The 21,333-nt window shown below is 73.6% G+C and carries 24 protein-coding genes; 9 read left to right on the top strand and 15 right to left on the bottom strand.

The annotated features are described in order from the left end of the window. Window positions 1–120 precede the first annotated feature (120 nt). The 4 genes from QSK52_RS35725 to QSK52_RS35710 form a co-directional block, all read right to left on the bottom strand. The gene (locus tag QSK52_RS35725) at window positions 121–1,143 is read right to left on the bottom strand and encodes a PEP/pyruvate-binding domain-containing protein (protein ID WP_285740426.1); all 1,023 of its coding nucleotides are present in this window, start codon (window positions 1,141–1,143) and stop codon (window positions 121–123) included. An 85-nt stretch (window positions 1,144–1,228) separates the two neighbouring features. Further along, on the bottom strand, window positions 1,229–2,005 hold the full coding sequence (locus QSK52_RS35720; protein WP_285740425.1) for a class I SAM-dependent methyltransferase: 777 nt from the start codon (window positions 2,003–2,005) through the stop codon (window positions 1,229–1,231). 79 nt (window positions 2,006–2,084) lie between these two features. Beyond that, complete coding sequence (locus QSK52_RS35715; protein ID WP_285740424.1) at window positions 2,085–3,071, bottom strand: aldo/keto reductase; 987 nt, start codon at window positions 3,069–3,071, stop codon at window positions 2,085–2,087. Beyond that, the gene (locus QSK52_RS35710; protein ID WP_435053450.1) at window positions 3,068–3,481 is read right to left on the bottom strand and encodes a GMC family oxidoreductase; all 414 of its coding nucleotides are present in this window, start codon (window positions 3,479–3,481) and stop codon (window positions 3,068–3,070) included. The genes QSK52_RS35715 and QSK52_RS35710 overlap by 4 nt, the downstream gene beginning before the upstream one ends. Between QSK52_RS35710 and QSK52_RS35705 the strand changes: the two genes are divergently transcribed. Then, on the top strand, window positions 3,410–3,706 hold the full coding sequence (locus QSK52_RS35705) for a response regulator transcription factor (protein ID WP_352230351.1): 297 nt from the start codon (window positions 3,410–3,412) through the stop codon (window positions 3,704–3,706). The two genes, QSK52_RS35710 and QSK52_RS35705, sit on opposite strands and share 72 nt — an antisense overlap. On the opposite strand, the gene QSK52_RS35700 is transcribed toward QSK52_RS35705, so the two are convergent. From QSK52_RS35700 to QSK52_RS35690, 3 genes are all read right to left on the bottom strand, one after another. Next, window positions 3,603–4,193, bottom strand: a complete 591-nt coding sequence (locus tag QSK52_RS35700; protein WP_285740423.1) for a TetR/AcrR family transcriptional regulator — start codon at window positions 4,191–4,193, stop codon at window positions 3,603–3,605. The two genes, QSK52_RS35705 and QSK52_RS35700, sit on opposite strands and share 104 nt — an antisense overlap. A 55-nt stretch (window positions 4,194–4,248) precedes the next feature. After that, the gene (locus QSK52_RS35695) at window positions 4,249–5,100 is read right to left on the bottom strand and encodes a hypothetical protein (RefSeq protein ID WP_285740422.1); all 852 of its coding nucleotides are present in this window, start codon (window positions 5,098–5,100) and stop codon (window positions 4,249–4,251) included. Between the two features lie 77 nt (window positions 5,101–5,177). Beyond that, window positions 5,178–6,578 carry a DHA2 family efflux MFS transporter permease subunit gene (locus QSK52_RS35690; RefSeq protein ID WP_285740421.1) on the bottom strand — a complete coding sequence of 467 codons (1,401 nt, stop codon included), beginning with the start codon at window positions 6,576–6,578 and terminating at the stop codon, window positions 5,178–5,180. A gap of 134 nt (window positions 6,579–6,712) precedes the next feature. Here QSK52_RS35690 and QSK52_RS35685 point away from each other — a divergent pair, with 134 nt between their 5' ends. The 3 genes from QSK52_RS35685 (at window position 6,713) to QSK52_RS35675 (ending at window position 11,726) form a co-directional block, all read left to right on the top strand. Continuing rightward, window positions 6,713–7,198, top strand: a complete 486-nt coding sequence (locus tag QSK52_RS35685) for a MarR family winged helix-turn-helix transcriptional regulator (protein WP_285740420.1) — start codon at window positions 6,713–6,715, stop codon at window positions 7,196–7,198. 147 nt (window positions 7,199–7,345) lie between these two features. Then, window positions 7,346–8,191: an alpha/beta fold hydrolase gene (locus QSK52_RS35680; protein ID WP_285740419.1), complete on the top strand. Its 846-nt coding sequence runs from the start codon at window positions 7,346–7,348 to the stop codon at window positions 8,189–8,191. A 184-nt stretch (window positions 8,192–8,375) separates the two neighbouring features. Next, entirely contained in the window at window positions 8,376–11,726 is a 3,351-nt protein-coding gene (locus QSK52_RS35675) for a DUF4132 domain-containing protein (RefSeq protein WP_285740418.1), read from the top strand. 85 nt (window positions 11,727–11,811) lie between these two features. Here QSK52_RS35675 and QSK52_RS35670 read toward each other — a convergent pair whose 3' ends face one another. Then, entirely contained in the window at window positions 11,812–12,615 is an 804-nt protein-coding gene (locus QSK52_RS35670; protein WP_285740417.1) for a metallophosphoesterase, read from the bottom strand. A 127-nt stretch (window positions 12,616–12,742) separates the two neighbouring features. Between QSK52_RS35670 and QSK52_RS35665 the strand changes: the two genes are divergently transcribed. The 3 genes from QSK52_RS35665 to QSK52_RS35655 all read left to right on the top strand — a co-directional run bounded on the left by QSK52_RS35665 (window position 12,743) and on the right by QSK52_RS35655 (window position 14,728). Then, entirely contained in the window at window positions 12,743–13,171 is a 429-nt protein-coding gene (locus QSK52_RS35665; RefSeq protein ID WP_285740416.1) for a hypothetical protein, read from the top strand. 122 nt (window positions 13,172–13,293) lie between these two features. Next, window positions 13,294–14,088 carry a hypothetical protein gene (locus QSK52_RS35660; protein ID WP_285740415.1) on the top strand — a complete coding sequence of 265 codons (795 nt, stop codon included), beginning with the start codon at window positions 13,294–13,296 and terminating at the stop codon, window positions 14,086–14,088. A 190-nt stretch (window positions 14,089–14,278) separates the two neighbouring features. Further along, window positions 14,279–14,728, top strand: coding sequence for a hypothetical protein (locus QSK52_RS35655; protein ID WP_285740414.1), 450 nt, complete (start codon window positions 14,279–14,281; stop codon window positions 14,726–14,728). Window positions 14,729–14,871: 143 nt separating this feature from the next. Here the strand turns inward: QSK52_RS35655 and QSK52_RS35650 are convergent, their stop codons facing one another. Continuing rightward, entirely contained in the window at window positions 14,872–15,552 is a 681-nt protein-coding gene (locus tag QSK52_RS35650) for a hypothetical protein (RefSeq protein ID WP_285740413.1), read from the bottom strand. 417 nt (window positions 15,553–15,969) lie between these two features. On the opposite strand from QSK52_RS35650, the gene QSK52_RS35640 reads away from it, so the two are divergent. After that, entirely contained in the window at window positions 15,970–16,512 is a 543-nt protein-coding gene (locus QSK52_RS35640) for a phosphoribosyltransferase family protein (RefSeq protein ID WP_285740412.1), read from the top strand. 152 nt (window positions 16,513–16,664) lie between these two features. Here QSK52_RS35640 and QSK52_RS35635 read toward each other — a convergent pair whose 3' ends face one another. Next, window positions 16,665–17,018: an NUDIX domain-containing protein gene (locus tag QSK52_RS35635; RefSeq protein ID WP_285740411.1), complete on the bottom strand. Its 354-nt coding sequence runs from the start codon at window positions 17,016–17,018 to the stop codon at window positions 16,665–16,667. A 100-nt stretch (window positions 17,019–17,118) separates the two neighbouring features. Here QSK52_RS35635 and QSK52_RS35630 point away from each other — a divergent pair, with 100 nt between their 5' ends. After that, window positions 17,119–17,481, top strand: a complete 363-nt coding sequence (locus QSK52_RS35630) for a hypothetical protein (RefSeq protein WP_285740410.1) — start codon at window positions 17,119–17,121, stop codon at window positions 17,479–17,481. Between the two features lie 99 nt (window positions 17,482–17,580). Here QSK52_RS35630 and QSK52_RS35625 read toward each other — a convergent pair whose 3' ends face one another. The 5 genes from QSK52_RS35625 to QSK52_RS35605 all read right to left on the bottom strand — a co-directional run bounded on the left by QSK52_RS35625 (window position 17,581) and on the right by QSK52_RS35605 (window position 20,983). Next, entirely contained in the window at window positions 17,581–18,819 is a 1,239-nt protein-coding gene (locus QSK52_RS35625; protein WP_285740409.1) for an IS256 family transposase, read from the bottom strand. Window positions 18,820–18,898: 79 nt separating this feature from the next. Continuing rightward, window positions 18,899–19,831, bottom strand: coding sequence for an IS3 family transposase (locus tag QSK52_RS35620; RefSeq protein WP_285740408.1), 933 nt, complete (start codon window positions 19,829–19,831; stop codon window positions 18,899–18,901). Then, entirely contained in the window at window positions 19,828–20,019 is a 192-nt protein-coding gene (locus QSK52_RS35615; RefSeq protein ID WP_285740407.1) for a hypothetical protein, read from the bottom strand. The genes QSK52_RS35620 and QSK52_RS35615 overlap by 4 nt, the downstream gene beginning before the upstream one ends. Then, window positions 20,020–20,127, bottom strand: coding sequence for a transposase (locus QSK52_RS35610; protein ID WP_285740406.1), 108 nt, complete (start codon window positions 20,125–20,127; stop codon window positions 20,020–20,022). Between the two features lie 265 nt (window positions 20,128–20,392). Further along, window positions 20,393–20,983, bottom strand: a complete 591-nt coding sequence (locus tag QSK52_RS35605) for a DUF6193 family natural product biosynthesis protein (RefSeq protein ID WP_285740405.1) — start codon at window positions 20,981–20,983, stop codon at window positions 20,393–20,395. Window positions 20,984–21,333: the final 350 nt, after the last annotated feature.

Genomic DNA, 21,333 nt, shown 5'->3' with positions numbered 1-21,333 from the left:
CACCGACGGCAGCACCGAGGAGCTCGCCCGCTACGCCGCCGCCCACCCCGGCCTGTTCCGCACCGTGCGGCGGCCCGCCGACCCTCCCGTGCCGGGCCCGGGCCCGCAGGCGCGGGGGGCTCAGTGGCGGCGGCCGGGGCGGGCGGTGGTGGCCGGGCGGGTTCCGAGCAGGTGGATCCCGCCGTCCGCGGTGACGGCGCCCGCGACCTCCTGGGGCGCGCCGAAGTGCTCCTCCAGCCCGCGGGCCAGTGCGGCGACCCGCCGTACGGTGGCGAGGTCGAGCACCGCCCGGTGCGCCGCCGCCTCGGGGACCTCGACGACAACGGTCCCGCCGGTGGGGGCGAGCACCGTCTGCCGGGTCTTGCGCACCGTGCGCAGTTCGACCACGCCGGAGGCGGCGTCCACCGAGAAGTGGTCGGCGTCGCCCCGCCCCGGGCCCCGGCCCAGTCCGTAGGCCGCCGCCAGGTGGGACAGGTCGGCGGTGCCCGGGGCCCGGTGGGGGACGCGGCCGACGGCCGTGAAGGAGCACTCGGCCCGGACCACGCGCTGCAGTCCCACCGCCATCCGGGTGGCCGCCGGGTCCTCGCCCCGGACGAGGCGGTCGAGCACCCGTTCGGTGCTGAAGGCGGCGGCCCAGCAGCGGGAGACCCGGTCCACCAGCTCCTCGCGCCCGACCGCCAGGAAGCACGGGGAGGCGGCCGCGTCCGCGGCGCCGGTGCCGCGGACGCGGGCGGGCACCGCGCAGGAGCGCACCGCCACGGCCGCGCCGTCGTCGGACAACCGGTCGAAGGCGTCCAGCAGGGCTTCGGCCAGGTCGGCCGGGACCCCCGCGCCGTGCACCTCGGCGCGGGCCCGGGCCGCCCAGGCCGCCAGTTCGCCCGAGTCCCGCACGGCGGGGGACCTGACGCCCGTGGCTGCCCGGACCGCGTCGAACGCCCCGACCGACAGGCACACGAAGTCCGGCACCCGGTGGCCGAGCGCGGACAGCCGCGCCTGCCGGGCGAACTTGTGGCCCACCAGCAGCGGGTCGGCGGCCCCGGCCGCCGTTCCGGGCACGAGCAGCCGGTGCGCCGGTGCTCCCGCCGTCCGCCGTCCGGCCGGTGGGTCCGCCACCGCGGCCGTCCGGGTCTGTTCCGGTGTCACTGGGTGCCTCCTCCTGGTGCGGTCGCCGGGGTGCGGGCCGGGGCGGGGGCCCGGCGGGGCCGGGGTCCCCCGCGCCGGGCTGCCGTCACATGCCCCACTGCAGGTAGATGACCGGCGGCTCCCGGCCGGGCAGCTGCCGCAGCGGCGCGGCGTCCAGGCCGAAGACCTCGCGCAGGGCGGTGGTCTCGCCGGGCCACTTGGGGTGGGCCAGTTCGTCGAAGGCCAGGATGCTGCCCTTGGTCAGGTGCGGCTTGATGGCCTCCAGGAGCTCCTTGGTCGGCTGGTACAGGTCCAGGTCGAAGTAGGCCATGGCGATGATCGTCTCGGGGTTGTCGGCCAGGTACTGCGGCACCGTCTCGCGGACGTCGCCCTGGACGACGAAGGAGCGCCGGGTGTGGCCGAAGGGCTCGGTGGCCTCGTGGGCGGCGAGCACCTCGCGCAGGTGCTGCACCTCGCCGTCGGGCACCGCGAAGCGGCCGGGCACGGCGCTGGTGCTGACCTTGTCGACCGGGTCGATGTCCTCGGGGAAGCCGGTGAAGGTGTCGAAGCCGACGATCCGGCGCAGCGAGTTGTAGGGCTCGTAGATGCTGCGCAGCGCGGTCAGGGTGGCCAGGTGACGGCCGTGCAGGACGCCGAACTCCATGATGGTGCCGGGGACCTGGTCGAGCATGCGGTACAGCCGGTCCATCGAGAGCAGGTCGGCCAGCTGGTGGCGGCGCATGTAGACGGCGAGGTTGTCGATCAGGTAGTGCGGGGGGATCGGCGTCTCGACGAGCAGCTTGGTCAGGCGCTCGCGGGCCTCGCGGTCCTGGGCGGACTCGTGCGGGACGATCAGCGGGTCGGTGAAGTTCTCGGCCGTCATGGGACGGTGTCCTTCCGGGTGGGCCGGACCGGGCGGTCCGGCGGGTGGGTGACGCGGGTGGGTGACGGGGGTGCGGGGTTCAGGAGAGCCAGGCGTCGGGGGCCTGGCCGCCCCGTCCGATCGGGGGGAACAGGCGTTCCATCCCGGCCCGCAGGGGCTCGGGCAGCGGGGTGGTGAGGGCGGCGAGCGCGCCGTCGAGGTGCTGCTCGGTGCGCGGGCCGATGACCGCGGCGCTCACGCCGGGCCGCTCCAGCGTCCAGGCCAGCCCGGCCTGGGCGGGGTCGGTGCCGTGCTCGGCGCACAGCTTCTCGTACGCCTCGACGGTGTCGCGGTGCCGGGCCAGGGCTTCGGCGGCCCGGCCCTGGGCCGACTTGACGGCGTCGTGCTCGCGCGTCTTGCGCAGGACCCCGCTGAGCAGGCCGCCGTGCAGCGGGGACCAGACCAGGACGCCGAGCCCGTTGGCGACGGCGGCCGGGATGACCTCGAGTTCGGCGTGGCGGGTGACCAGGTTGTAGACGCACTGCTCGGACACCAGGCCCAGGGTGTGGCGCCGCCGGGCGGCTTCCTGGGCCGAGGCGATGTCCCAGCCGGCGAAGTTCGAGGAGCCGACGTAGCGCACCTTGCCCTGGCCGACGAGCAGGTCCATCGCCTGCCACACCTCGTCCCAGCCGACGCTCCGGTCGACGTGGTGCATCTGGTAGAGGTCGATGTGGTCGGTGCCCAGCCGGCGCAGCGAAGCCTCGCAGGAGGCGACGATGTTGCGGGCGGACAGGCCCTGGTCGTTGGGGCCGTCGCCCATCGGGTCGCCGACCTTGGTGGCGAGCACCACCTGGTCGCGGCGGCCGGGCCTCTGGGCGAGCCAGCGGCCGATGACCTCCTCGGTGTGGCCCTTGTGGACGCGCCAGCCGTAGGTGTTGGCGGTGTCGACGGTGTTGACGCCCAGGGCGAGGGCGTGGTCCATCAGGCGGTGCGCCTCCGGTTCCTCCACCCTGCCGCCGAAGTTGACGGTGCCGAGGACGAGTCGGCTGATGCGCAGTCCGGTGCGGCCGAGCTGTGTGTGGATCACGCGGCCCTCCCTTCGGGCGCCCCCGGCGCGGCGGCCGGGGGCGGGGTGGTGTCGCGCAGTCGGCGCGCGAGGTCGCGGGCGCCGATCACCGCCAGGGCGAGGCTGGTGAGGGTGGGGTTGCAGGCGGTGCGGGTCGGGATGACGCCGCCGCCGGCCAGGTAGAGGTTCTCCAGGCCCCAGACCCGGCAGGCGGGGTCGCAGACGCTGGTGCCGTCGTCGGCGGCGCCCATCCGGACGGTTCCCTGGTAGTGCAGGGAGCTGCCGCCGGGCAGGACCCACGGGCTCTCGCCCGCCAGCGGGCCGCCGACCAGGGCGCTCAGGCGTAGGGCCTCGGCCTCATCGCCCAGGGGCTGACCAACCGGCAGATCTCCCGCACCCTGGCCCTGACCGAGGGCACGGTGAAGTCGCACTTCAACCGGATCTGCCACAAGCTCGCCCTGCGCAACCGGGTCGACGCCGTGATCCTCGCCTACGAGACGGGCGTCGGGGCCGCGCCGGCCGGCTGCGGGGCGGGGCCGGCCGACCGGGCGGTCACTGCCGTTCGGCGGCCTGCGCCCGCGGCCACTGCTCCAGCAGTTGGTGCAGGCCCCCGACGATCCGGTTCCAGGACCCCTCCACCCCGCGCGGGTGGTTGAACCCGCCGGTCGCCTCGATGCAGATGAACCCGTGGAAGGTGCTGCGCAGCAGCCGCACCGCGTCCGTGAGGTCCGGCTCCTCCAGCTCGTAGTGGCGCATCACCGCGTACGTCAGCTCCACGCTCCGCTTGAACACCTCGGTCCCCGCGAACTCGGAGGGGTCCAGGCGCAGTTGCGTCGCCGCGTAGCGGCCCGGGTGGCGCAGCGCGTAGCTGCGGTAGGCACCGGCGAACGCCATCAGCGCCTCGCCGCCGGAGCGCCCGGCGATCGCGCTGCTGATGCACTCGTTCATCTCGCCGGAGGCCAGGACCGCGACCCTGGTCCGGATCTCCTGCAGCCCCTTGACGTGGGAGTAGAAGCTGGCGTCCTTCACCCCGAACGACCTCGCCAGCGCGGAGATCGAGACCTTCTCGATCCCGACCTCGTCCGCCAGTTCGGCCGCGGCATGGGTGATTCGGTCGACCGTCAAACCAGCGTGCGCGCCCATTGATCCCCTGATCCTCGTCCCGTGCCTTGATCCACCAAGCAGGCGCCTAGTGTACCTATGCAGGCGGCTGTGCAGGGCTCGTATCCGCGGCCAGGAAGCGGTGCAGGGAGGCCGTGGTGGCGGCGACGAAGTCCTCGCGCTGCCGGGGGGTGACGGCGTCCAGCGAGAGGTAGGGGTTGAGGTCCTCGAGTTCGACCAGCAGCAGTTCCCCCTCCGCGGTGCGGCAGGCGTCGACGCGCTGGATGCCGTGGGCGAGGGTGTTCCACTCGACGAAGCGGCGGGCGAAGGCCAGGTCGGCCGGGGTCGGCCGGTAGGGCGCCAACTCCCAGCGGCGGGCGGGGTCGGGGGCGTGCAGGGCGTACTGGAAGGCGTCGTCGACGAAGTAGAAGGAGACCTCGTAGCGGAAGTCGACCAGGGGCTGCACGAGCAGTCCCTCCCGGACGAGGCCGGGCAGGTCCGCACGCTCCACCACCCGCAGGCCGATCGAGTCCGCACCGTCCTTCGGCTTGACGACGTAGCGGTCCGCGGGCGGCAGCAGGGCGGGGTCGGCCCGGTGGTCGACGGTGGGGATGACCGGGAAGCCCGCGGCCGTCAGGGCGGGCAGGTAGCCCTTCCCCGCCATGTCGCCGCGGCCGGTGAGCGGGTTGTAGACCGGGGTGCCGCGCTCGGCGGCCCGGCGGCGGAAGGCGTCGTACTGCTCGCGGTGGTGCAGGACGGGCCCGCTGTTGCGGACCACGACCGCCTCGAAGCCGTCCATCAGGGCGGCCGCGTCCCGCGGGTGGCACAGGGCCAGGTCGAAGTGCTCGCGCAGGCGCGAGGTGAGGAAGATGTCCTCGTCGCAGTAGCGGCGACCGCGCGCCGGGTACGCGAGGTCGGTGACGAACAGGATGCGGGGGCGTTCGGGCACGTCACGTCCTTTGCCGGCGGGTGGGCGGCCACTCTACGCAGCACCGCCCCGGGACCGGAACCACCCGCCCGCGGCGCTCAGCCCACCTTCTGCCCGGAACGGGCCCGACCGGCGTCCCGGCCCGCGGGGGCCGGGGCCGTACTGCGGGCCGGACCGTCGGGGACGGTGAAGGCGAACAGGCCGGCGGCGACGGCGACCGCGGCCAGCACGAAGTAGCTGAGCTGGTAGGAGGCCAGCGGCGGGTGGGCCCGCTCGGCACCGGTGGCGCCCAGGACCAGGACGGAGGTCACCACGGCCGGGGCCAGCGCGCTGCCGGTCTGGCGCACGACTGTGTTCAAGGTGGCGGCGTGGGCGACGTCGGCGCGGGCGATGGTGCTGAACGAGGCGATGGTGGTGGGGATGAAGACCGCGCCCATCGCCAGGCCGAGCAGGAACATGTAGCCGCGCAGGGTCCACAGGCCGGTGCCCGCGTCGGCGGTGGCGAACAGCAGCATCACCCCCGCGACGCCGAGCAGGCCGGTGCCGATGATCAGCCGCGGGCCGACGCGGTGGTAGACCGCGCTGACCACCTGCATGGTGATCAGGACGCCGAACGCCTCCGTGAACGTGGTGCTGCCGCTGTCCAGGGCCGAACCGCCGCGGGCCTCCTGGATGAAGATCGGCCCCAGGAACATCGCGCCCAGCATCGGCACGTAGCCGACCAGGCCGATCAGGTTGGTGTCCCGGAACAGCCGGTCGCGGAACAGCCGCAGCCTCAGCACCGGCTCGGGCGAACGGAGTTGGTGGCGGACGGCGACGGCGAGCAGGACCGCGCCGACCACCAGGGAGCCGACCACCTGCGGACGCTCCCAGCCGAGGTCGGGCCCCGCGCAGATGCCGTACATCAAGGTCGCGGTCGCGGCGGCGCACAGCAGCAGGCCGGGCAGGTCCAGGCGCGCGGCGGTGCGCTCGTGGTGCTCGGCGAGGAACAGCGTCCCGAACAGCACCGCCGCGGTGCCGAAGGGCACGTTCACGTAGAACACCCAGCGCCAGGACAGGCTGGTGACCAGCAGACCGCCCAGCAGCGGGGCGACGGCCGGGGCCACCTGCTGCGGGATGATCATCAGGCGGGAGAGCCGGACCTGCTCGGCCTGGGTGAAGGTGCGGAACAGCAGGGTCTGCGAGGTGGGCATGAGCAGACCGGCGGCCAGACCCTGCAGGGCGCGCGCGGCGATCAGGAGGGGAAGGTTCGGGGCCGCGCCGCACAGGCCCCCGGCGGCCGTGAAGGCGGCCAGCGACAGCAGCAGCGTGCGCCGCCCGCCGTGACGCTCCACCAGCCAGGCGGAGGCGGGGATCACCATGCCCAGGCAGACCGGGTAGACCACGACGACGCCGGTGAGGGCCGCCGGGGTGAGGTCGAACTGCCGGGCGATGCTGGGAAGCGCGACGGTGGTGATCGCGCCGTCGACGATGCAGATGAAGGTGGTCAGGACAGCCATGATGGGCACGACACGGCGCTGGCTCAAGCGGGTGCTCATAGAAGCTGAGCATACTCACTATGATGATGCTCAGAAAGCCTGCGGGTCCGCGGAGGACACCGAAGGGCTTCCGAAGAGGATGGGGAAGGCACGGCATGGCAGAGGAACCGACGGCACGGCAGCGGTTCGGCAGCAGCGACGTCCTGATCGACGAACTCTTCGCCACCACGCAGAGACTGCGCACCTTCGTGGACGGCAGACTGCGCGAGCACGGCGCCTCGGTCGCCCGGCTGCGGACCCTGCGCGTCCTCGCCCTCGCGGGCGAACCGCTGCGCATGCGCGACCTCGCCGAGTACGTCGGCAACGCCGCCCGGACGACCACCACGATCGTCGACAGCCTGGAACGCGACGGCCTGGTCGAACGCGTCCGGCACCCCACCGACCGGCGCGCGTTCCTGCTGACCCTCACCGCGGAGGGCGCCCGCTGCCACCGCGAGGCCGAGGAGTACGACCGGGCCGCCCTGGCCGTCGCCACCGGCACGCTGAGCGACACCGAGCGCGAGCAACTGCGCACCCTGCTCGGCCGGATCCGGGCCGCGGTGGACGTGGACGCCGACAGCGCCGGCGGCGAGGAGGACTGAGGGGCGGACGGGCGCCGAGGGGCGGGCGGGGCTGACTGGGAGCGGCGCTCCTAGGGCAGGCTCTCCGCTCCACGGGCGGCGGCGGTGCGGCCATAGTCGGAACGGGTCGCCGGGGAGCCGGCGGCCGGGAGCTGGAGGGAGCGTCCGATGAATGAGCCCGTACGGGAGTCCGTGCTGGAGGTGCCCGGTGCGCGGCTGCGCCACTTCGTCCGCGGAACGGGGAGGGGGCCGGTGCTGGCGCTGGTCGCCGGCGGGCACGGGGACGCCGGGGTGACCGACGCCCTGGCCGCCCGCCTCGCCGACCGGTACACCGTCGTCACCTACGACCGCCGCGGCCTGTCCGGCAGCCCGGTCGACGAACCGGGACGGACGACGGTGGCGGTGCACGCGGACGACCTGGCCCGGCTGCTGTCCTCCCTCTCGCCGGAGCCCGCCCTCGTCTTCGGCAGCAGCCTCGGGGCGGCGATCGCGCTGGAGTTCGCCGTCCGCCACCCCGGGCGGGCCGCCGCGGTCGTCGCGCACGAGCCGGCGGCCGTCCAGCTCCTGCCGGAACCCGAACGGGCCGCCGCCGCACGGGACCTCCTCGGAGCGCAGGAGGCGTTCACGACGGAGGGCGTCGAGGCCGCGCTGGGCCGGTTCGCGCGGTTCGTCGGGATCGACCCGACCGACCGCGAACCGGACGCCCCGCCGCGGGCGCAGGGCCCCCAGCAGGTGCGCAACGCCGAGTTCCTGCTCCGCTACGACGTCCCGTCCCTCCGGAGCCACCTGCTCGACCTGGCCGCGCTGAAGGGCTCGGGCACCCGGATCGTGCCCGGCACCGGCGAGAACTCCGGCCGCTTCTGGCCGCACCGGTGCGGGCGGCTGCTGGCCGCGGAGCTGGGCACGCCCTGCGAGACCTTCCCGGGCGGGCACAACGGCTACGCCTTCCGCCCGCGGGCCACGGCGGAGCGACTGCACCAGGTGCTCGCCGCGCTGGGGGCGGGGGCGGCGTAGCCGGGGTGGTCGTGCCGGGGCCCGGGCCCCGCCCCAGGGCGCGGAGCGGCCGGGAAGCAGGCGCCGCTGGGTGGGTGCCGGGGTGTCGGGCTGTCGGGGACGGTGGTTACTGTTCCTCCGCAGGTCACCGGGTGGTCCGGCGGCAGGGGTCGCGGGCCCGGTGCGTGGTGGAGAGGGCGGGACGATGGGGCGCAGCGAGGCGGACGAGGAGGTGTTCGTCCTGCCGGAGGCGTGGCGGCGGGCGCTGGTGCCGCGGCGGGGTGGGGCGGGCCGGGCGCCGGGGGCGGCCGTGAAGGGGGCGGTGGACAAGTTGCGGGCCCGCTTGGAGCGGGAGCGGGGGCTGGTGGAGGAGGTGCTGGCGCGTCCGGGGAGCGATCCGCGGGCGGTGGCCGCGGCCCGGGCGTACCTGGCGGGCGGGGCGGATCCGCTGGGGGCGGCCGTGGTCTCCGCGGTGGCCGAGGGGCCGAGCACCGACCACCGGGTGGCGGCGGACGCCTGGGTGGCCGAGCACGGGACGGCGTTCGCCGCGGCCGCCGTCGTCGAACTGCTGGACGTGGACTTCTCCTGGTCGTGGGGCCGCCCGGCGCAGGGCCTCGACCGCCCGGGGGTGCGGATGGGCCGCTCCGAGCACGGCGCGGACCGGCGGGCGGCTGCCGACCGGGTCCGGGCGCTGCTGGCGGCCTGCGCCGAGCCGCTGCACCGGGAGGCCGTGGCGGCGCTCGCCCCGCTGCGCACCTCGCCGGCGCGCGAGGTGACGGCGGCGTACCTGGCGCCCGCCGAGCCGGGCTGGGTGGACGCGTGCTGCCGGCCGGGCGTGCGGTGGAACGAGACCGGCTGGTCGATGCTGCTGTGCTCGCTCTCCTCGGCGGAGCAGTTGGCGCGGCTGGACGAAGTGCCGACGCTGGGCTGGCAGGGCTGGCCGACGGCCGTCGTGGCGACGGTGGCCGAGGGGCTGGGCGGGGCGGCCGCGCCGGTGCTGCTGCGCAGCGCCGAGCGCCCGTACGTGCCGGCGGACAAGCAGCGGGCGCTGTTCGACGCGGTGGCCGTGCTGCCGTCCGACGAGGGCTTCCGCGCCCTGGCGGCACGGCACGCGGAGGCCGTGGCGCGGCCCGCGCTGCTGGAGGCGGTGCACCGCTACCCGCTGCGGGCGCTGCGGCTGCTGGTCGAGGCGGAGGCCGCGGGCGGGGCGCCCGGGCCGGACGGTGGGGTGCTCGGCCCGCTGCTGGCCGGGTTGGTGGCGGCGCACCGGGAGTTCGCGCGGGAGCTGCTGCCGGGCCTCCCGGCCGCGCAGGCCGCGGTGCTGGCGCCGCTGGTGGAGCGGGGCGGGCGGCTGCCCGAGGTCGCGCTCGCGGACCTGCCGGTGGTGCTGGCGGACCCGCCGTGGGCGGGGCCGCGCCCCGCGGCCGAGGTGCGGGTGGTGACGGGGCCGGTCGCGCCCGCGGGCTGCACGGTGCACTGGCTGCCGGGCGAGCGCGAGCAGTGGGCGACTCCCCCGGCGGACGGCTACGACGACGACGGCCGCGTCGAGGAGGACTGGGCGCGGGCTGCGGAGCGGTTCGGCCGGGGCGAGTCGGGCGACTTCGAGGAGTGCGCGTTCGTGCTGCACGGCCCCGAGGAGCTGGTGCGCCCGCTGCTCGCCGGGTGGCGGGCGCCGGAGCGACTGCGGTGGGACGGCCTGGAGGTGCTGCGCCCGGTGGCGGCCCGGTTCGGGGCGGACGCGGTGGAGGTGCTGCTGCGGGCGGCGCGCAGTGAGCCGACGCTGCTGTCCTCGCTGCTGCTGCCGTACCTGGACGTCGAGGTGGCGCGGTGCGCGGCGGACTGGCTGGTGCGGTTGAAGTCGGCGGGGGCGACGGCCCGTTCGTGGTTCGAGCGGCACGGCGTGGCGGCGGCGCGGCTGCTGGTGCCGGACGCGGTGGGCCGGGCGGGGGCGGCCCGGCGGGCGGCCGAGCAGGGGTTGCGGCTGGTCGCGGCGGCGCACGGGGCGGCGGCGGTGTGCGGGGTGGCGGCGGAGTACGGGCCGGAGGCGGTGGCGGCGGTGGGTCTGCTGCTGTCCGCGGATCCGCTGGTGGAGGCGCTGCCCGCGAAGCTGCCGGTGGTGGAGGGCTGGGCGGATCCGCTGGCGCTGCCGCAGGTGCCGGTGCTGGGCGGCGGGGCGGCGTTGCCCGTCTCGGCGGCGCGGCACCTGGTCACGGTGCTGGCGCTGTCGCGTCCCGGCGAGGCGTACCCGGGGGTCGCCGAGGTGGTGCGGGTGTGCGAGGCGGACGGGCTGGCGGAGTTCGCCTGGGCGCTGTTCGAGCGGTGGCGGCTGGTGGGGATGCCCGCGTCGGGGGCGTGGGCGCTGCACGCGCTGGGGCTGCTGGGGAACGACACGACGGTGCGCCGCCTGGCGCCGCTGGTGCGGGCCTGGCCGGGCGAGGGGGCGCACCACCGGGCGGTGGAGGGGCTGGAGGTGCTGGCGGCGATCGGCACCGACACGGCACTGCTGCACCTGCACCGGATCGCCCAGCGCGTCCCGTTCAAGGCGCTGAAGGCGCGGGCCGGGGAGCGGATCGCCGAGGTGGCGTCCGGACTGGGGCTGACGGGTGAGCAGTTGGCCGACCGGCTGGTGCCGGACTTCGGGCTGGACGGGGCCGGGACCGCGGTCGTCGACTACGGCGCGCGGAGGTTCACGGTCGGTTTCGACGAGCAGTTGCGGCCGTTCGTGGTGGACGGCGAGGGGCGGCGGCGCAAGGAGCTGCCCGTGCCGGGGGCGGGGGACGACGCGGAGTCGGCGGCGGCCGGGCGGCGGCGGTACGCCGAACTGAAGAAGGAGGTGCGGCCGACCGCCGCGGACCAGGTCCGCCGGTTGGAGGCGGCGATGGTGGCGCAGCGCTCGTGGTCGGTGGCGGAGTTCACCGCCCTGCTGGTCGCCCATCCGCTGCTCGGGCACCTGGTGCGGCGGCTGGTGTGGCTCGCGCAGGAGGACGGGGGGCCGGTGACGGCGTTCCGGGTCGCGGAGGACGCCACGTTCGCCGACGTCGCGGACGGGGCGTTCGCCCTGCCGGAGGGGGCGCGGGTCCGGGTCGCGCACCCGGTGCTGCTGGGGGCGGAGCTGGCGGCCTGGGTGGAGCTGTTCGCGGACTACGGGGTGCTGCAGCCGTTCCGTCAACTGGAGCGTCCGGTGCACGCGTTGACGGAACAGGAGCGGGCCGGGCACCGGCTGGCACGGTTCGAGGGCGGCCCGGTGGTGCCGACGGTGCGGTTCCTCGCGCTGGAGCGGCGCGGCTGGGAGCGCGGCAGCCCGCAGGACAACGGCGTCTCGCGCTGGCTCTCCCGGCGGGTCGGCCCGGCCGGGCACCTGGTGGTCGTGCCGGAGCGCGGGATCGCGGCCGGGACGCGCGACGTCCACCCCGAGCAGTCGGTGCGGGAGGTGTGGCTGGGGCCGCGTCCCGGTGAGTACCGGGTGGCGGGGGCGGGCGCTGCGACGCTGGCGGCACTGGATCCGGTGACGGCCTCGGAACTGCTGGCCGACCTGACGGAGCTGACGGTGCCGTAGCGGGGGGCGACGAGGGCGGTCGGCGCAGGCGGCGGGGTGGGCGGTGCAGGCCGCGGGGCGGTGGAGGCGGCGGGGGCGGCGCAGGTCAGCACAGGCGGGCCAGCAGGATCCGGCCGCCCTCGTACACGCCGCCGTCGATGGCGACGACCCGGCCGTCGGCGTAGCGCAGCGGTTCCTCGACTTCCTGCGGAGGGATGCCGAAGTGCCTGGTGAGCGTGCTGTGGCCGTGGACGAGGCGGGTGCCGCCCAGGGTGTCCAGGACGAGGGCGACGGGGTCGTGGGGGTCGCCCTCCCGGGCGTTCCGGAACGCACCGCGGGAGCTCATCCGTCGGCTGAGCTCCAGCCAGGCTCCGGGGTGTTCGGCGGCGAGGGTACGGGCGGCGGCGGCGTTGACGGCGGCGACGCTCGTCCCGAGTTCGAGGTACTGGGTGGTGTCGGCGTGCACCAGGAGGTGGCCGTCGACCAGGGCCGCGGCGGGGAGCGCGGAGAGCCACTGCAGGTGGGAGGGGGTCAACCGCCGCAGGTCGGTCTCCCGGCCGCCGAAGCGGGACCAGCCGCCGTGGAAGCCGCCGGGTTGGTCCCAGCCGGGGACGGGGGTGGTCCCGAAGCGATGGGCGGCGAGCAGTTGCACCTCGTGGTTGCCCAGCAGGGCGCCCACTTCACCGCCCTCGTCGCGGGCCTGGGCGGCGAGGCGGCGGATGTCCTCGATGACGCCGATGCCGTCCGGTCCGCGGTCCACGTAGTCGCCGAGCAGCCACAGCCGGGCCCGTCCGCCGGACCAGTGCCCGTCCGCGTCGGCGAGTCCGGCGCCGCGCAGCGCGCCCAGGAACTCCGCGCGGTGGCCGTGGACGTCGGCTGCCGCGTACAGCGGGGCGGGGGAAGGGGGCACGGCGGGACGCTACCAGGACGCCGCGGGAGCGTGGCGGTGGTGGCGGCGGTGAAACGGAGTGGCACGAGGTCCGGTGTTCCGGTACGGTACGCCAGCCAACTGGCTATTTATACACACCTTATGCCCAATGGGGGGCTCCGTGAACATCGACTTCAGTCTCGACCCGACCTTCTCCTGGTACGTCGTCCTGCTGCTGATCAGCGGCCTGGCGACGGTCTGCATCGGCCTCGTCCCGGCCTCCGGGCTCAGCGCCGGCTGGCGGATCTTCAACGTGATCGCCGGTGTCGCCTTCTTCGGCTACGGCATCTACCTCGGCTTCTTCTTCGAGGGCGGCACCTACATCATCTTCTTCAAGGCGTTCATCGTTCCGATCGTGCTGATCGTCAACTTCGTGCGGTCGCTGGCGAACCGCAACAAGACGGCCGTGCCGGTCCCCCCGCAGGCCCAGGGCCCGTACCCGGGGCAGGCGCCGTTCCAGCAGTACCCGGCGCAGGCCCCGGCCCCGGCGCAGGCTCCGGCCCCGGCTCCGCAGGCCGGGGGCGAGCCGGTCGCCTGACCGTCCCGGCAGCCGGTTGACGGACGTTCAGGACCGGGGCGCCGCCGGGCTGTTGACGGACTTTACGTGTTCATGGATAGTCTCACGCGCGGGGGCGCCCCGCGCGTGAGAGGGGTGTCAGGATGGGAGTCCACGGGGTGGCGGCTACCGGCGCGCGGGAGGGGCGGGTCGATCCGCTGCTGGCCGACCGGGTCGTCGAGGCGCTGCTGCTCGTCGGCCTGCCCGTCGCGCACGGCGGCCACGGTCCCGGCGTCCACCTGCTCGCCACCGAAGGCGCCGGGGACTCCGGCGGTTTCGACGCCGACCGCTGGCCGGTGACCCTGCGGTGGATCTGCTCCCCCCGGCTGGAGGGCGCGGCCGCGGCGTCCGACGCCCGCAGCCCGTGGCCGCGGACGCGGCAGGTGGTCGCGGACAGCATGGAGACCGCACTGGCCGAACTGCTGCCCGCCCTCGGACTGCACGCCACCCGCGCCACCGCGGACGGTCCGACCCTGGTCGGGCCCGGCGACCACGACGCCCCCGCGAGGGCCGCGGCGGGCGGCTCCCCGGCCGGGGGCGCGACAGCCGCGGCCGGGGCCGAAGCCGATCCCTCCGTCGGCGCCGCCGTCCGCCGCGGCGCCGCCCTCGCGGGCCTCCCGCTCGCCCGGGGCCCCCGCACGGCCGGTGTCGCGTACGCGCCCTGCGGGCCCGCGGCGGACACGGCGGACGCCGCGGAGGCTGCGGACGGGCAGGCGACCGCGGTGGTCGACGTCACCTGGCAGCCCTCCCCGCACCTTCCCGGCACGCCGCTCGTGGCGACGGCCGTCCGGGAGGCCATGCACCACGCGGTCGGCACCGCCCTGGCCGTCTGCGGGCTCCGCACCTCCTGGCACCGGCCGGCGGACAGCGCCCCGCACCTGCACGTCGCCGACCACTGACGCCCCGCCACCCCCGCCCCTCCCCCGGCCGCGCCGCATCACCGCACCCTCACGCCGCCGCGCCCGCCGCCGACTGCTGGCGCGCGTTCAGGCCCCCTACGCAATCGGTCCGTTGGCGACCCACCCGCGCCACTCCCTGCCAGGGCCTCCCTCAGGCAATATTGAACGCGTTCAAATGGCTGGGGGCGCGATGGTGCACAGAGGCGACGCGCGGATGCTGGCCGCGGCGGCGGTGCCGTGCGCGGTGGTGTGGCTGCTGTGGCCGGTCGCGGAGGACGGCGAGGTGCTGCTCCCCGTCCTGCTGGCGGCGCCGTCGCTGCTGCTCCTGCTGCCGTGGCGGGCCCGCACCGAGGAGGGGTTCGCGGACCGCTGCTGGACGGTGGGCTGGCTGCTGGCGGGGGCCGGAGTGCTCGGGGCCCCGTTCGGACTGTTCCTGCTGTTCCCGGCGGGATCGGTGCTGCTGGCAGCGGGCTTCCGCGCCCGCCCGGAGTCGGGACGGCTCCCCGGGGTGCTGGGCTGGGCGGCGGCCGCGTTCTTCCTGCTACTGGGCACGTACCTGCTGTACGCGTGCCTGACCGACCCGTACCGAGGGCTGGAGGAGGCCCGGGAGGCGGGGCCCGCCCTGGGCCTGGCTACCTAGGTGAAATGTGAGAGCGCATGTCGGCGGGTGTTGAGAACGCTGAGGTGATCCCGGTGCTCTCGATGTCGGCGAGAAGCGAGAGCGGCCGACGTCGTGGTCGTGTCGCCGCCTGCCCGGCGCGAGTGGGGGTCCGGCGTCCTCGATCAGTCGTGCAGAAGGTCGAGTCGTTCGGTGGCCTGCTGCCATCCGCGCGCATCCGCTTCGGCACGGGCCCGTAGCTCAGCCGCTGCAGGGCCCCACCCGTTGGTGCTGGAGGCCCGGACGAGCTCAAGATCCTCGCGTTGCCGCTGCAACTCGACACCTGGGCCGGGAAGCCGCGGATCACCTTGTCCCGCAGCCACCGCGGCTGTCTGCAGACAGCGCAGGGCGCCGTCCCAGGGGCCACGGGCGCAGGCGACAACAGCCTCCGAGACTGCGTTCAGGGCGTCGAGATGCGCCATCACGGCGCCTTCGGGCACCGCCTGCTCCATGAAGTCGTCCAGGTCAACAGCGTCCTCGTCCTCGCCGTCGCCGACCGGTGTCCCGTAGGAACGGAACAATTCGGCCAGCGACAGATCCGTGTATTCGCGGGACCAGTCAGCCAATCGATCAACCAGCTCTTGGAGCTCAGCCGGGGACGCCCCTTCGTCGTTGGCGGCGTCGGTCCAGCACTTCCGGAGCAGCTCGGTGACGATCGCGGATCCCGAGTCGCCGTGTCGGCGGAAGCGTTCATCGCCAAGACACCCGGAGATCCGTGTTGCAGCTGCCAGACCCACCAGCGCCGCCCCACGGCCGTCAAGGGCGCTGAGCGCTGCCTGCCACTCGCGAAAGTCCCAGTTCTCCATGCCTGTCCTCAGCTCGACCCGTGGCGATCAACCTAGCGCGGGGCACCATGCCTGCTCCTGCCGGGCTCGGGTGGTGGCGAGGCGGTGGAAGTCGGTGCCGGTCCCGATGATGTTGCCGTCGAAGGTCAGGCGGCCGCCCCGGTGGCGGGGGCCGTGAAGGCCTCGCTCCAGCCGCCGAACGAATCACCGGCGGCGACGCCCTCCCGCTCCTCGCGCTCGGTGGGGCCCGGAAGGACAACTCGGCACCGTGGCGGTCGAGTTCCAGGGAGCCGAGCCCGTCGATCCATCACGTCGGCGCCCGCCCCGACGACGCCTGCGACGAGGTCCTGGCCCTCCTCGACCGCCCGTGGCCGTGCCTAGACGCTCGGGGCGACAAATGGTTTGCCCTCCACCGCACCGGCCTGCACACTCCCGTTCATGGTCGCAACCGTCCGCGCTCTCGCACTCGAACGCTTCCGGTGGATCGACGGCCACGCGGACGTCTGGGCCGTCTTCCGCGACCCCGAGGCGCTGGCGGCCGTGGTCCGCGGACTCGTCGCTCCCTTCCGGGACGAGAAGGTCACTGCGGTGTGCGGGATCGAGTCCCGGGGTTTCCTGCTGGGCGCCGCCGCGGCCGTCGAGCTCGGTGTCGGGTTCGTCCCGGTGCGGAAGAGCGGCGGCCTGTTCCCGGGGGACAAGGTCACGCGCCGGACCGACCCGGACTACCGGGGCCTTCGCCACACCCTGCGGCTTCAGCGGTCCTCCCTGGGACCGGGCGACAGGGTCGTCCTGGTCGACGACTGGATCGAGACCGGGAACCAGGCTGCCGCCGTCAGGAGCATGGTCGAAGAGTGCGGCGCGAGTTGGGCCGGTTGCAGCATCGTCGTCGATCAGCTCACCGGAGACACCGGACGCGTGCTCGGACCCGTCCGTGCGCTTCTCGCCGCGAGCGACCTGCCGGCCTGCGGCCCTTCGGCGTAGTCGCCGGCTCGGCACAGGCCGATCCGTGCAGGCATCCGCACGGCCGGACGCACTCGGCTCCCGGAACTCGACCGTCACGGCGCCGGACCGCTCCTCCAGGTCCCCACCGAACAGGCGGGAACCACGGCTCTCCGGAACCTCGCAGCGACTGATCAACCGCGAAGCAGCCTGGCGAGTGGCTCTCGGACGTCGGCGGGATGCAGGTTCAGCCCGTCGAACACGTCGGCCGTCACCCACCTGAGTTCGTAACTGTCCTCCGGGCCGTGCGCCTCGGCTTCGTCACCGGAGAGGACGGCGCTGCCCTCGACGTCCTTCACGAGGTGGTACCAGGCCGGTCGGCCGTTGTGTCGGCCGGTCCACGCCAACCGATCGATCCGGGCCTCGAGCATCGTCTCCTCCCGCAGCGCCGCCGTCTCGGCGCTCTCGCCGTCCTCGACATGGCCGCCCGGCGAAACGAGCGGGTTCGCCGATTTCTGGGCGGGCAGTCGCAGGAACTCGCGAGTCACATTCGGCTTCACCAAAGCGCAGAGACGGGTGCGCGCCCCGGGCTGCCGAGGTCGGGCCGGCGAAGCGGGCTGAATCGTCGGCGCGGCTAGGGTTGCGGACATGGCTGTCATGGATGTCCGCAACGATTCCAAGGGTTGGCTCGTCATGTGGCTTGAGCCACTGGGTGAGGATCGATGGCTCAGGCCGGACGAGACGTTCCGGGTTCGATCCGACTACAACGGCGATGAGCTGGCCTTCTCCATAACCTTCTGGGTGGATGACGATGACCGGTCGGCGGGGATCGAAAACGTCGCCGTCTGGATCGAGGCCGGTGACTGCTACGCGGAAGTCGTCGACAGGGCGGGCAACCTCATCGAGTGCGGCCATCAGAGGCCTGCGGAAGTCGGCAGGCGGTGGCAGGCCTCGCTCGAAGAGACGCAAAAGCGTGCGGCAGATCGGAAAGGGGGTGGAGAGACGCTCTGAAGTCCCCCATGATCTTGGACACTCGTTCCTACGCGGCGAGGGTGTGGTCACGTCCGCTGGAGTGGTGTATCGACGGCCACTCGGTGATCCGGTTTCAGGCTATGCGGTCAGGGCTGTGGGGATGCTGTCGTCGGGGGTTTCTCCCTCGATCGGGTGGAGGCGGCAGCGGCCGAGGATCTCGGAGCCGATGTAGCGGCGTTGTTCGGCCCATTCGTCGCTCTGCTCGGCTAGGACCGCGCCGATCAGCCGGATGACCGAGGAACGGTCGGGGAAGATCCCGACGACGTCGGTGCGACGGCGGATCTCCTTGTTCAGCCGTTCCTGCGGGTTGTTCGACCAGATCGACTTCCAGACCGTCCGGGGGAAGGCGGCGAAGGCGAGCAGGTCCTCACGGGCGGCCTCCAAGTGCTCTGCGGCCTTGGGGAATCGCTCGTCGAGGGCGGCGATGACGGTGGCCATCTGCTGGCGCACGGCCTTCGCGTCGGGCTGTTCGAAGACGGTCCGCAGCAGGGTGGCGACCCAGGGCTGGGCGGACTTCGGGACCTGCGAGAGCAGATTGCGCGCGTAGTGCGTGCGGCACCTCTGCCAGGACGCTCCAGGCAGAGTGGCGCCGATCGCGTCGACCAGACCGGCGTGCGCGTCGGAGACCACCAGCTTGACCCCGGTCAGGCCGCGGGCGACCAACGACCGGAGGAAGGCCAGCCAGCCGGCGCCGTCCTCGCTGGTGGCGACGTCCAGGCCGAGGACCTCGCGTTGGCCCTCGTGGTTGACGCCGACCGCGACCAGGCAGTGGACGTTGACGACCCGGCCGCCCTCGCGGACCTTCTGGGTGAGCGCGTCGACCCAGACGAACGTGTAGGGGCCCTGGTCGAGCGGACGGTTGCGGAACTCCGCGACCCGCTCGTCCAAGTGCTTCGCCATGTCGGACACTTGCGACTTCGACAGCTGGGTCACGCCCAGGGACTCGGCGAGCTTCTCCACCCGCCGCGTGGAGACGCCGAGCAGGTAGCAGGTGGCGACGACGCTGATCAGGGCCTGTTCGGCCCGGCGCTGGCGCTCCAGCAGCCAGCTCGGGAAGTACGAACCCGAGCGGACCCTGGGGATCGCGAGGTCGATGGTTCCGGTGCGGGTGTCCCAGTCCCGATTGCGGTATCCGTTGCGGGAGTTGACGCGGTCCTCGCCGGGCCTTCCGTACTCGCCGCCGCAGGCCCGGTCCACGTCCGCGGACATCATCGCCTCCGCGAACGTCTTCACCATCGCCCGCAACAAGTCGGGACTCGCCGAAGCCAGGTTCTCCTCCAGCAGGGCGGCAAAGGGCAGACTGTCAGGTGCGGTCATCGTGCTGTGACTCCTTCAAGAGCTTGGTCGTTCTCGAAGAATCAGCCGGTGGCCGTCTTACGTTCTCAGGCGACACCCGTCACAGGGACGAAACCCCCGGAACGGATGGAACCCGTACACCACTTCCCCGGACGCAACCGAGGGTGTGTCGTTGTCGGGTCTCGTGCGGGGTCAGGTAGTCCCAACTGGGGTGCTTGCGTAGCCGCCGGCGGTTGTAGAAGGTCTCGATGAAGGAGAAGACCTCGCCGCGGGCGGTTGCCCGGTCGGGCCGGATGCGGGTGCCGATCTCGGCTTTGAGGACCGCCCAGAAGCTTTCGGCTGCGGCGTTGTCATAACACGAGCCGGTGCGTCCGGTGCTCGCTCTCATGCCCAACCTGGTTGCCTCGCTGCGGAATTGAGCCGAGGTGTATTCGCTTCCGCGGTCGCTGTGCGCGATGCAGTCCGGTTCCAGGCGGCCGCGTCCGTGGGCCATCTGCAAGGCGTCGACGACGAGGTCGGCGCGGTGGTGGTCGGCCATCGCGTAGCCGACGACCTCGCGGGTGGCCAGGTCCAGCCAGCAGGCCAGGTAGAGCCAGCCCTCCTCGGTCGGCAGGTACGTGATGTCGCCGACCAGGCGGGTGCCGGGCCGGTCCGCGGTGAAGTCCCGGCCGAGCAGATCCGGCGCCGGTCGGGCCTGCTTGTCCGGGCGGGTCAGCGACCGGCGCCGGCGGCGGGTGATCCCGGCGGTGCCGTGTTCGCGCATCAGCCGCTCGATCCGCTCGCGGTTCACCTCGTGCCCCAGCCGCCGCAGCTCGGCATGCACGCGCGGGACGCCGTAGGCGCCCCTGGAGGCGAGGTGGACCACCGTGATCTCGTGCACGAGTGCATCATCGGCCCGACGGCGCGTGCGTCGTGCTTCCTCGCCGTCGGCCCAGGCGTAGAAGGAGGAGCGAGGAACTCCGAGGATGCGGCAGAGCAAGGCGACCGGGCAGGTGGCCTTCTCCGCCGCGATGAACCGGTAGATCTCGCTCACCGGTCGCTCTCCCGCGCGAAGAAGGCCGTCGCTTTTTTCAGGACCTCGATGGTCTTCTGCTGTTCGAGGTTCTGTCGGCGCAGGCGACGCAATTCCTCGTGCTCGGCGCTGGTCAGCTCACCCGGGCCGCCCTCACCGCGGTCGATCTTGTCCTGCTTGACCCAGCTCCGCAGCCCCTCCGCGCTCACTCACAGGTCCCGGGCCACCTCGGTGACCGTCTTGCTGGAGGACCGGGCCAGCGCGACGGCATCCCGCTTGAACTCCTTCGAGTACCGCTTGCCCTGCTTGTTGCTCACCTGGTTCTACTTCCTCTGGAACCTCACGTCCCAGTCTCCAGGTGTCCAGGTCCACGGGGAAGCTTCACTGCCCGTCAACGACGACAGCAACCGCCCTGGGAATCAGCCCTCCTCGATGATGGCAGCCCGCGCAGCCCTCGGCGGCCGTTGATCGGTGGTGGCCGGTCCCCAGGTGCTGCCATCTCCCGGGTTGCTGGTCCGACTTCCTTGGTACGGCTGCGTCCTGTGGCTGTTGGTCTCGCCGGGACGCCTCGCGGGTTCGGCTTCAGGTGTCTCGTTCGGGATCCTCGGAAGACGTCCGGAGGAGGTCGGTGGGGATCCGGGCGACGGCGACGGCGATCGCTTCGGCGACGGTGGTGACGCGGTGGAGGAGGGGGCCGTTCCACCACTCCCTGATGGTGTAGTCGCCGACTCCCCGGGGCGACCCGATCGAGACGAAGGACGGAGTGGAGTAGGGAGCGTCAGGCATCTCGGTGAAGCCCAGTGCCCAGTGGTTGGTGTAGGGGTAGAGCCTGCGCAGCCTCGGTTCGGCGTGGGCGGACTCGATGAGGGCTTGGTACTGCGGCCAGTCGGCGCGGTCGGCCTCCTTCAGCAGGTACTGCCACTCCGAGGCGATGACATCGGCGGGGTTGTTGTCGGGGACTTCGAAACGTCCGGTCAGGAGGTCGAAGGACGCGTTCCTCTCGATCTCGTCGAGAGCGGCTCCCTCGGCCCAGCCGCGGATCACCGGGGGAAGTTCACGCATGTCCTCGGTGCTGCCGCAGATCATGAGCCGGTTGTTGGACGAACCCCAGAAGGTCCAGTGGCGCTCGTGGTGCCCCGCCGTGACGTAGGACGAGTGTCGATGCGGCGCCACACTGGTGATCGTGGCATGACGCAGTGGATCGGACGGGGTGACGGCCAGGGGAAGGGACGTTCCTCGGGCCGCAGCTTCGGCTCGGAGGGCTGCGGCGAGGCTGCCACGGGCGGCCACGTCCGGGTAGAGGACGGCTGGGTCCGGTTCGCGACTCATGGTGTTCTGATCCTCGGTCCGGTCCGGTGCAGTGCGGCACGCGGGAGCGGCCATCATAAGTGGCTGCCGGGCAGGCGGAAGCAGGATCGGCCGGACCCGGGGCTCTGCGGGGCGTCAGCTGATCGTGGACCGCCTTCTCAGCGCGGGCTCAGCCGTGGCTCATCTCAGGTCAAGACGGGCGGCCGAGCATCGTC

The sequence above is a fragment of the Kitasatospora phosalacinea genome (assembly GCF_030268885.1).
GTDB lineage: Bacteria > Actinomycetota > Actinomycetes > Streptomycetales > Streptomycetaceae > Kitasatospora > Kitasatospora phosalacinea_C.
Note: the sequence above shows the minus strand (reverse complement) of the source record. Positions and strands in the feature narration are given on the sequence as shown.

Excerpts from the sequence above, each read along its gene's own strand:
- QSK52_RS35650 (WP_285740413.1), bottom strand. The coding sequence starts at position 15,552 with ATGGAGAACTGGGACTTTCGCGAGTGGCAGGCAGCGCTCAGCGCCCTT.
- QSK52_RS35660 (WP_285740415.1), top strand. The coding sequence starts at position 13,294 with ATGGGAGTCCACGGGGTGGCGGCTACCGGCGCGCGGGAGGGGCGGGTC.
- QSK52_RS35655 (WP_285740414.1), top strand. The coding sequence starts at position 14,279 with ATGGTGCACAGAGGCGACGCGCGGATGCTGGCCGCGGCGGCGGTGCCG.
- QSK52_RS35675 (WP_285740418.1), top strand. The coding sequence starts at position 8,376 with ATGGGGCGCAGCGAGGCGGACGAGGAGGTGTTCGTCCTGCCGGAGGCG.
- QSK52_RS35625 (WP_285740409.1), bottom strand. The coding sequence starts at position 18,819 with ATGACCGCACCTGACAGTCTGCCCTTTGCCGCCCTGCTGGAGGAGAAC.
- QSK52_RS35630 (WP_285740410.1), top strand. The coding sequence starts at position 17,119 with ATGGCTGTCATGGATGTCCGCAACGATTCCAAGGGTTGGCTCGTCATG.
- QSK52_RS35720 (WP_285740425.1), bottom strand. The coding sequence starts at position 2,005 with ATGACGGCCGAGAACTTCACCGACCCGCTGATCGTCCCGCACGAGTCC.
- QSK52_RS35690 (WP_285740421.1), bottom strand. The coding sequence starts at position 6,578 with ATGGCTGTCCTGACCACCTTCATCTGCATCGTCGACGGCGCGATCACC.
- QSK52_RS35665 (WP_285740416.1), top strand. The coding sequence starts at position 12,743 with ATGGGGGGCTCCGTGAACATCGACTTCAGTCTCGACCCGACCTTCTCC.
- QSK52_RS35685 (WP_285740420.1), top strand. The coding sequence starts at position 6,713 with ATGGCAGAGGAACCGACGGCACGGCAGCGGTTCGGCAGCAGCGACGTC.
- QSK52_RS35680 (WP_285740419.1), top strand. The coding sequence starts at position 7,346 with ATGAATGAGCCCGTACGGGAGTCCGTGCTGGAGGTGCCCGGTGCGCGG.
- QSK52_RS35700 (WP_285740423.1), bottom strand. The coding sequence starts at position 4,193 with ATGGGCGCGCACGCTGGTTTGACGGTCGACCGAATCACCCATGCCGCG.
- QSK52_RS35640 (WP_285740412.1), top strand. The coding sequence starts at position 15,970 with ATGGTCGCAACCGTCCGCGCTCTCGCACTCGAACGCTTCCGGTGGATC.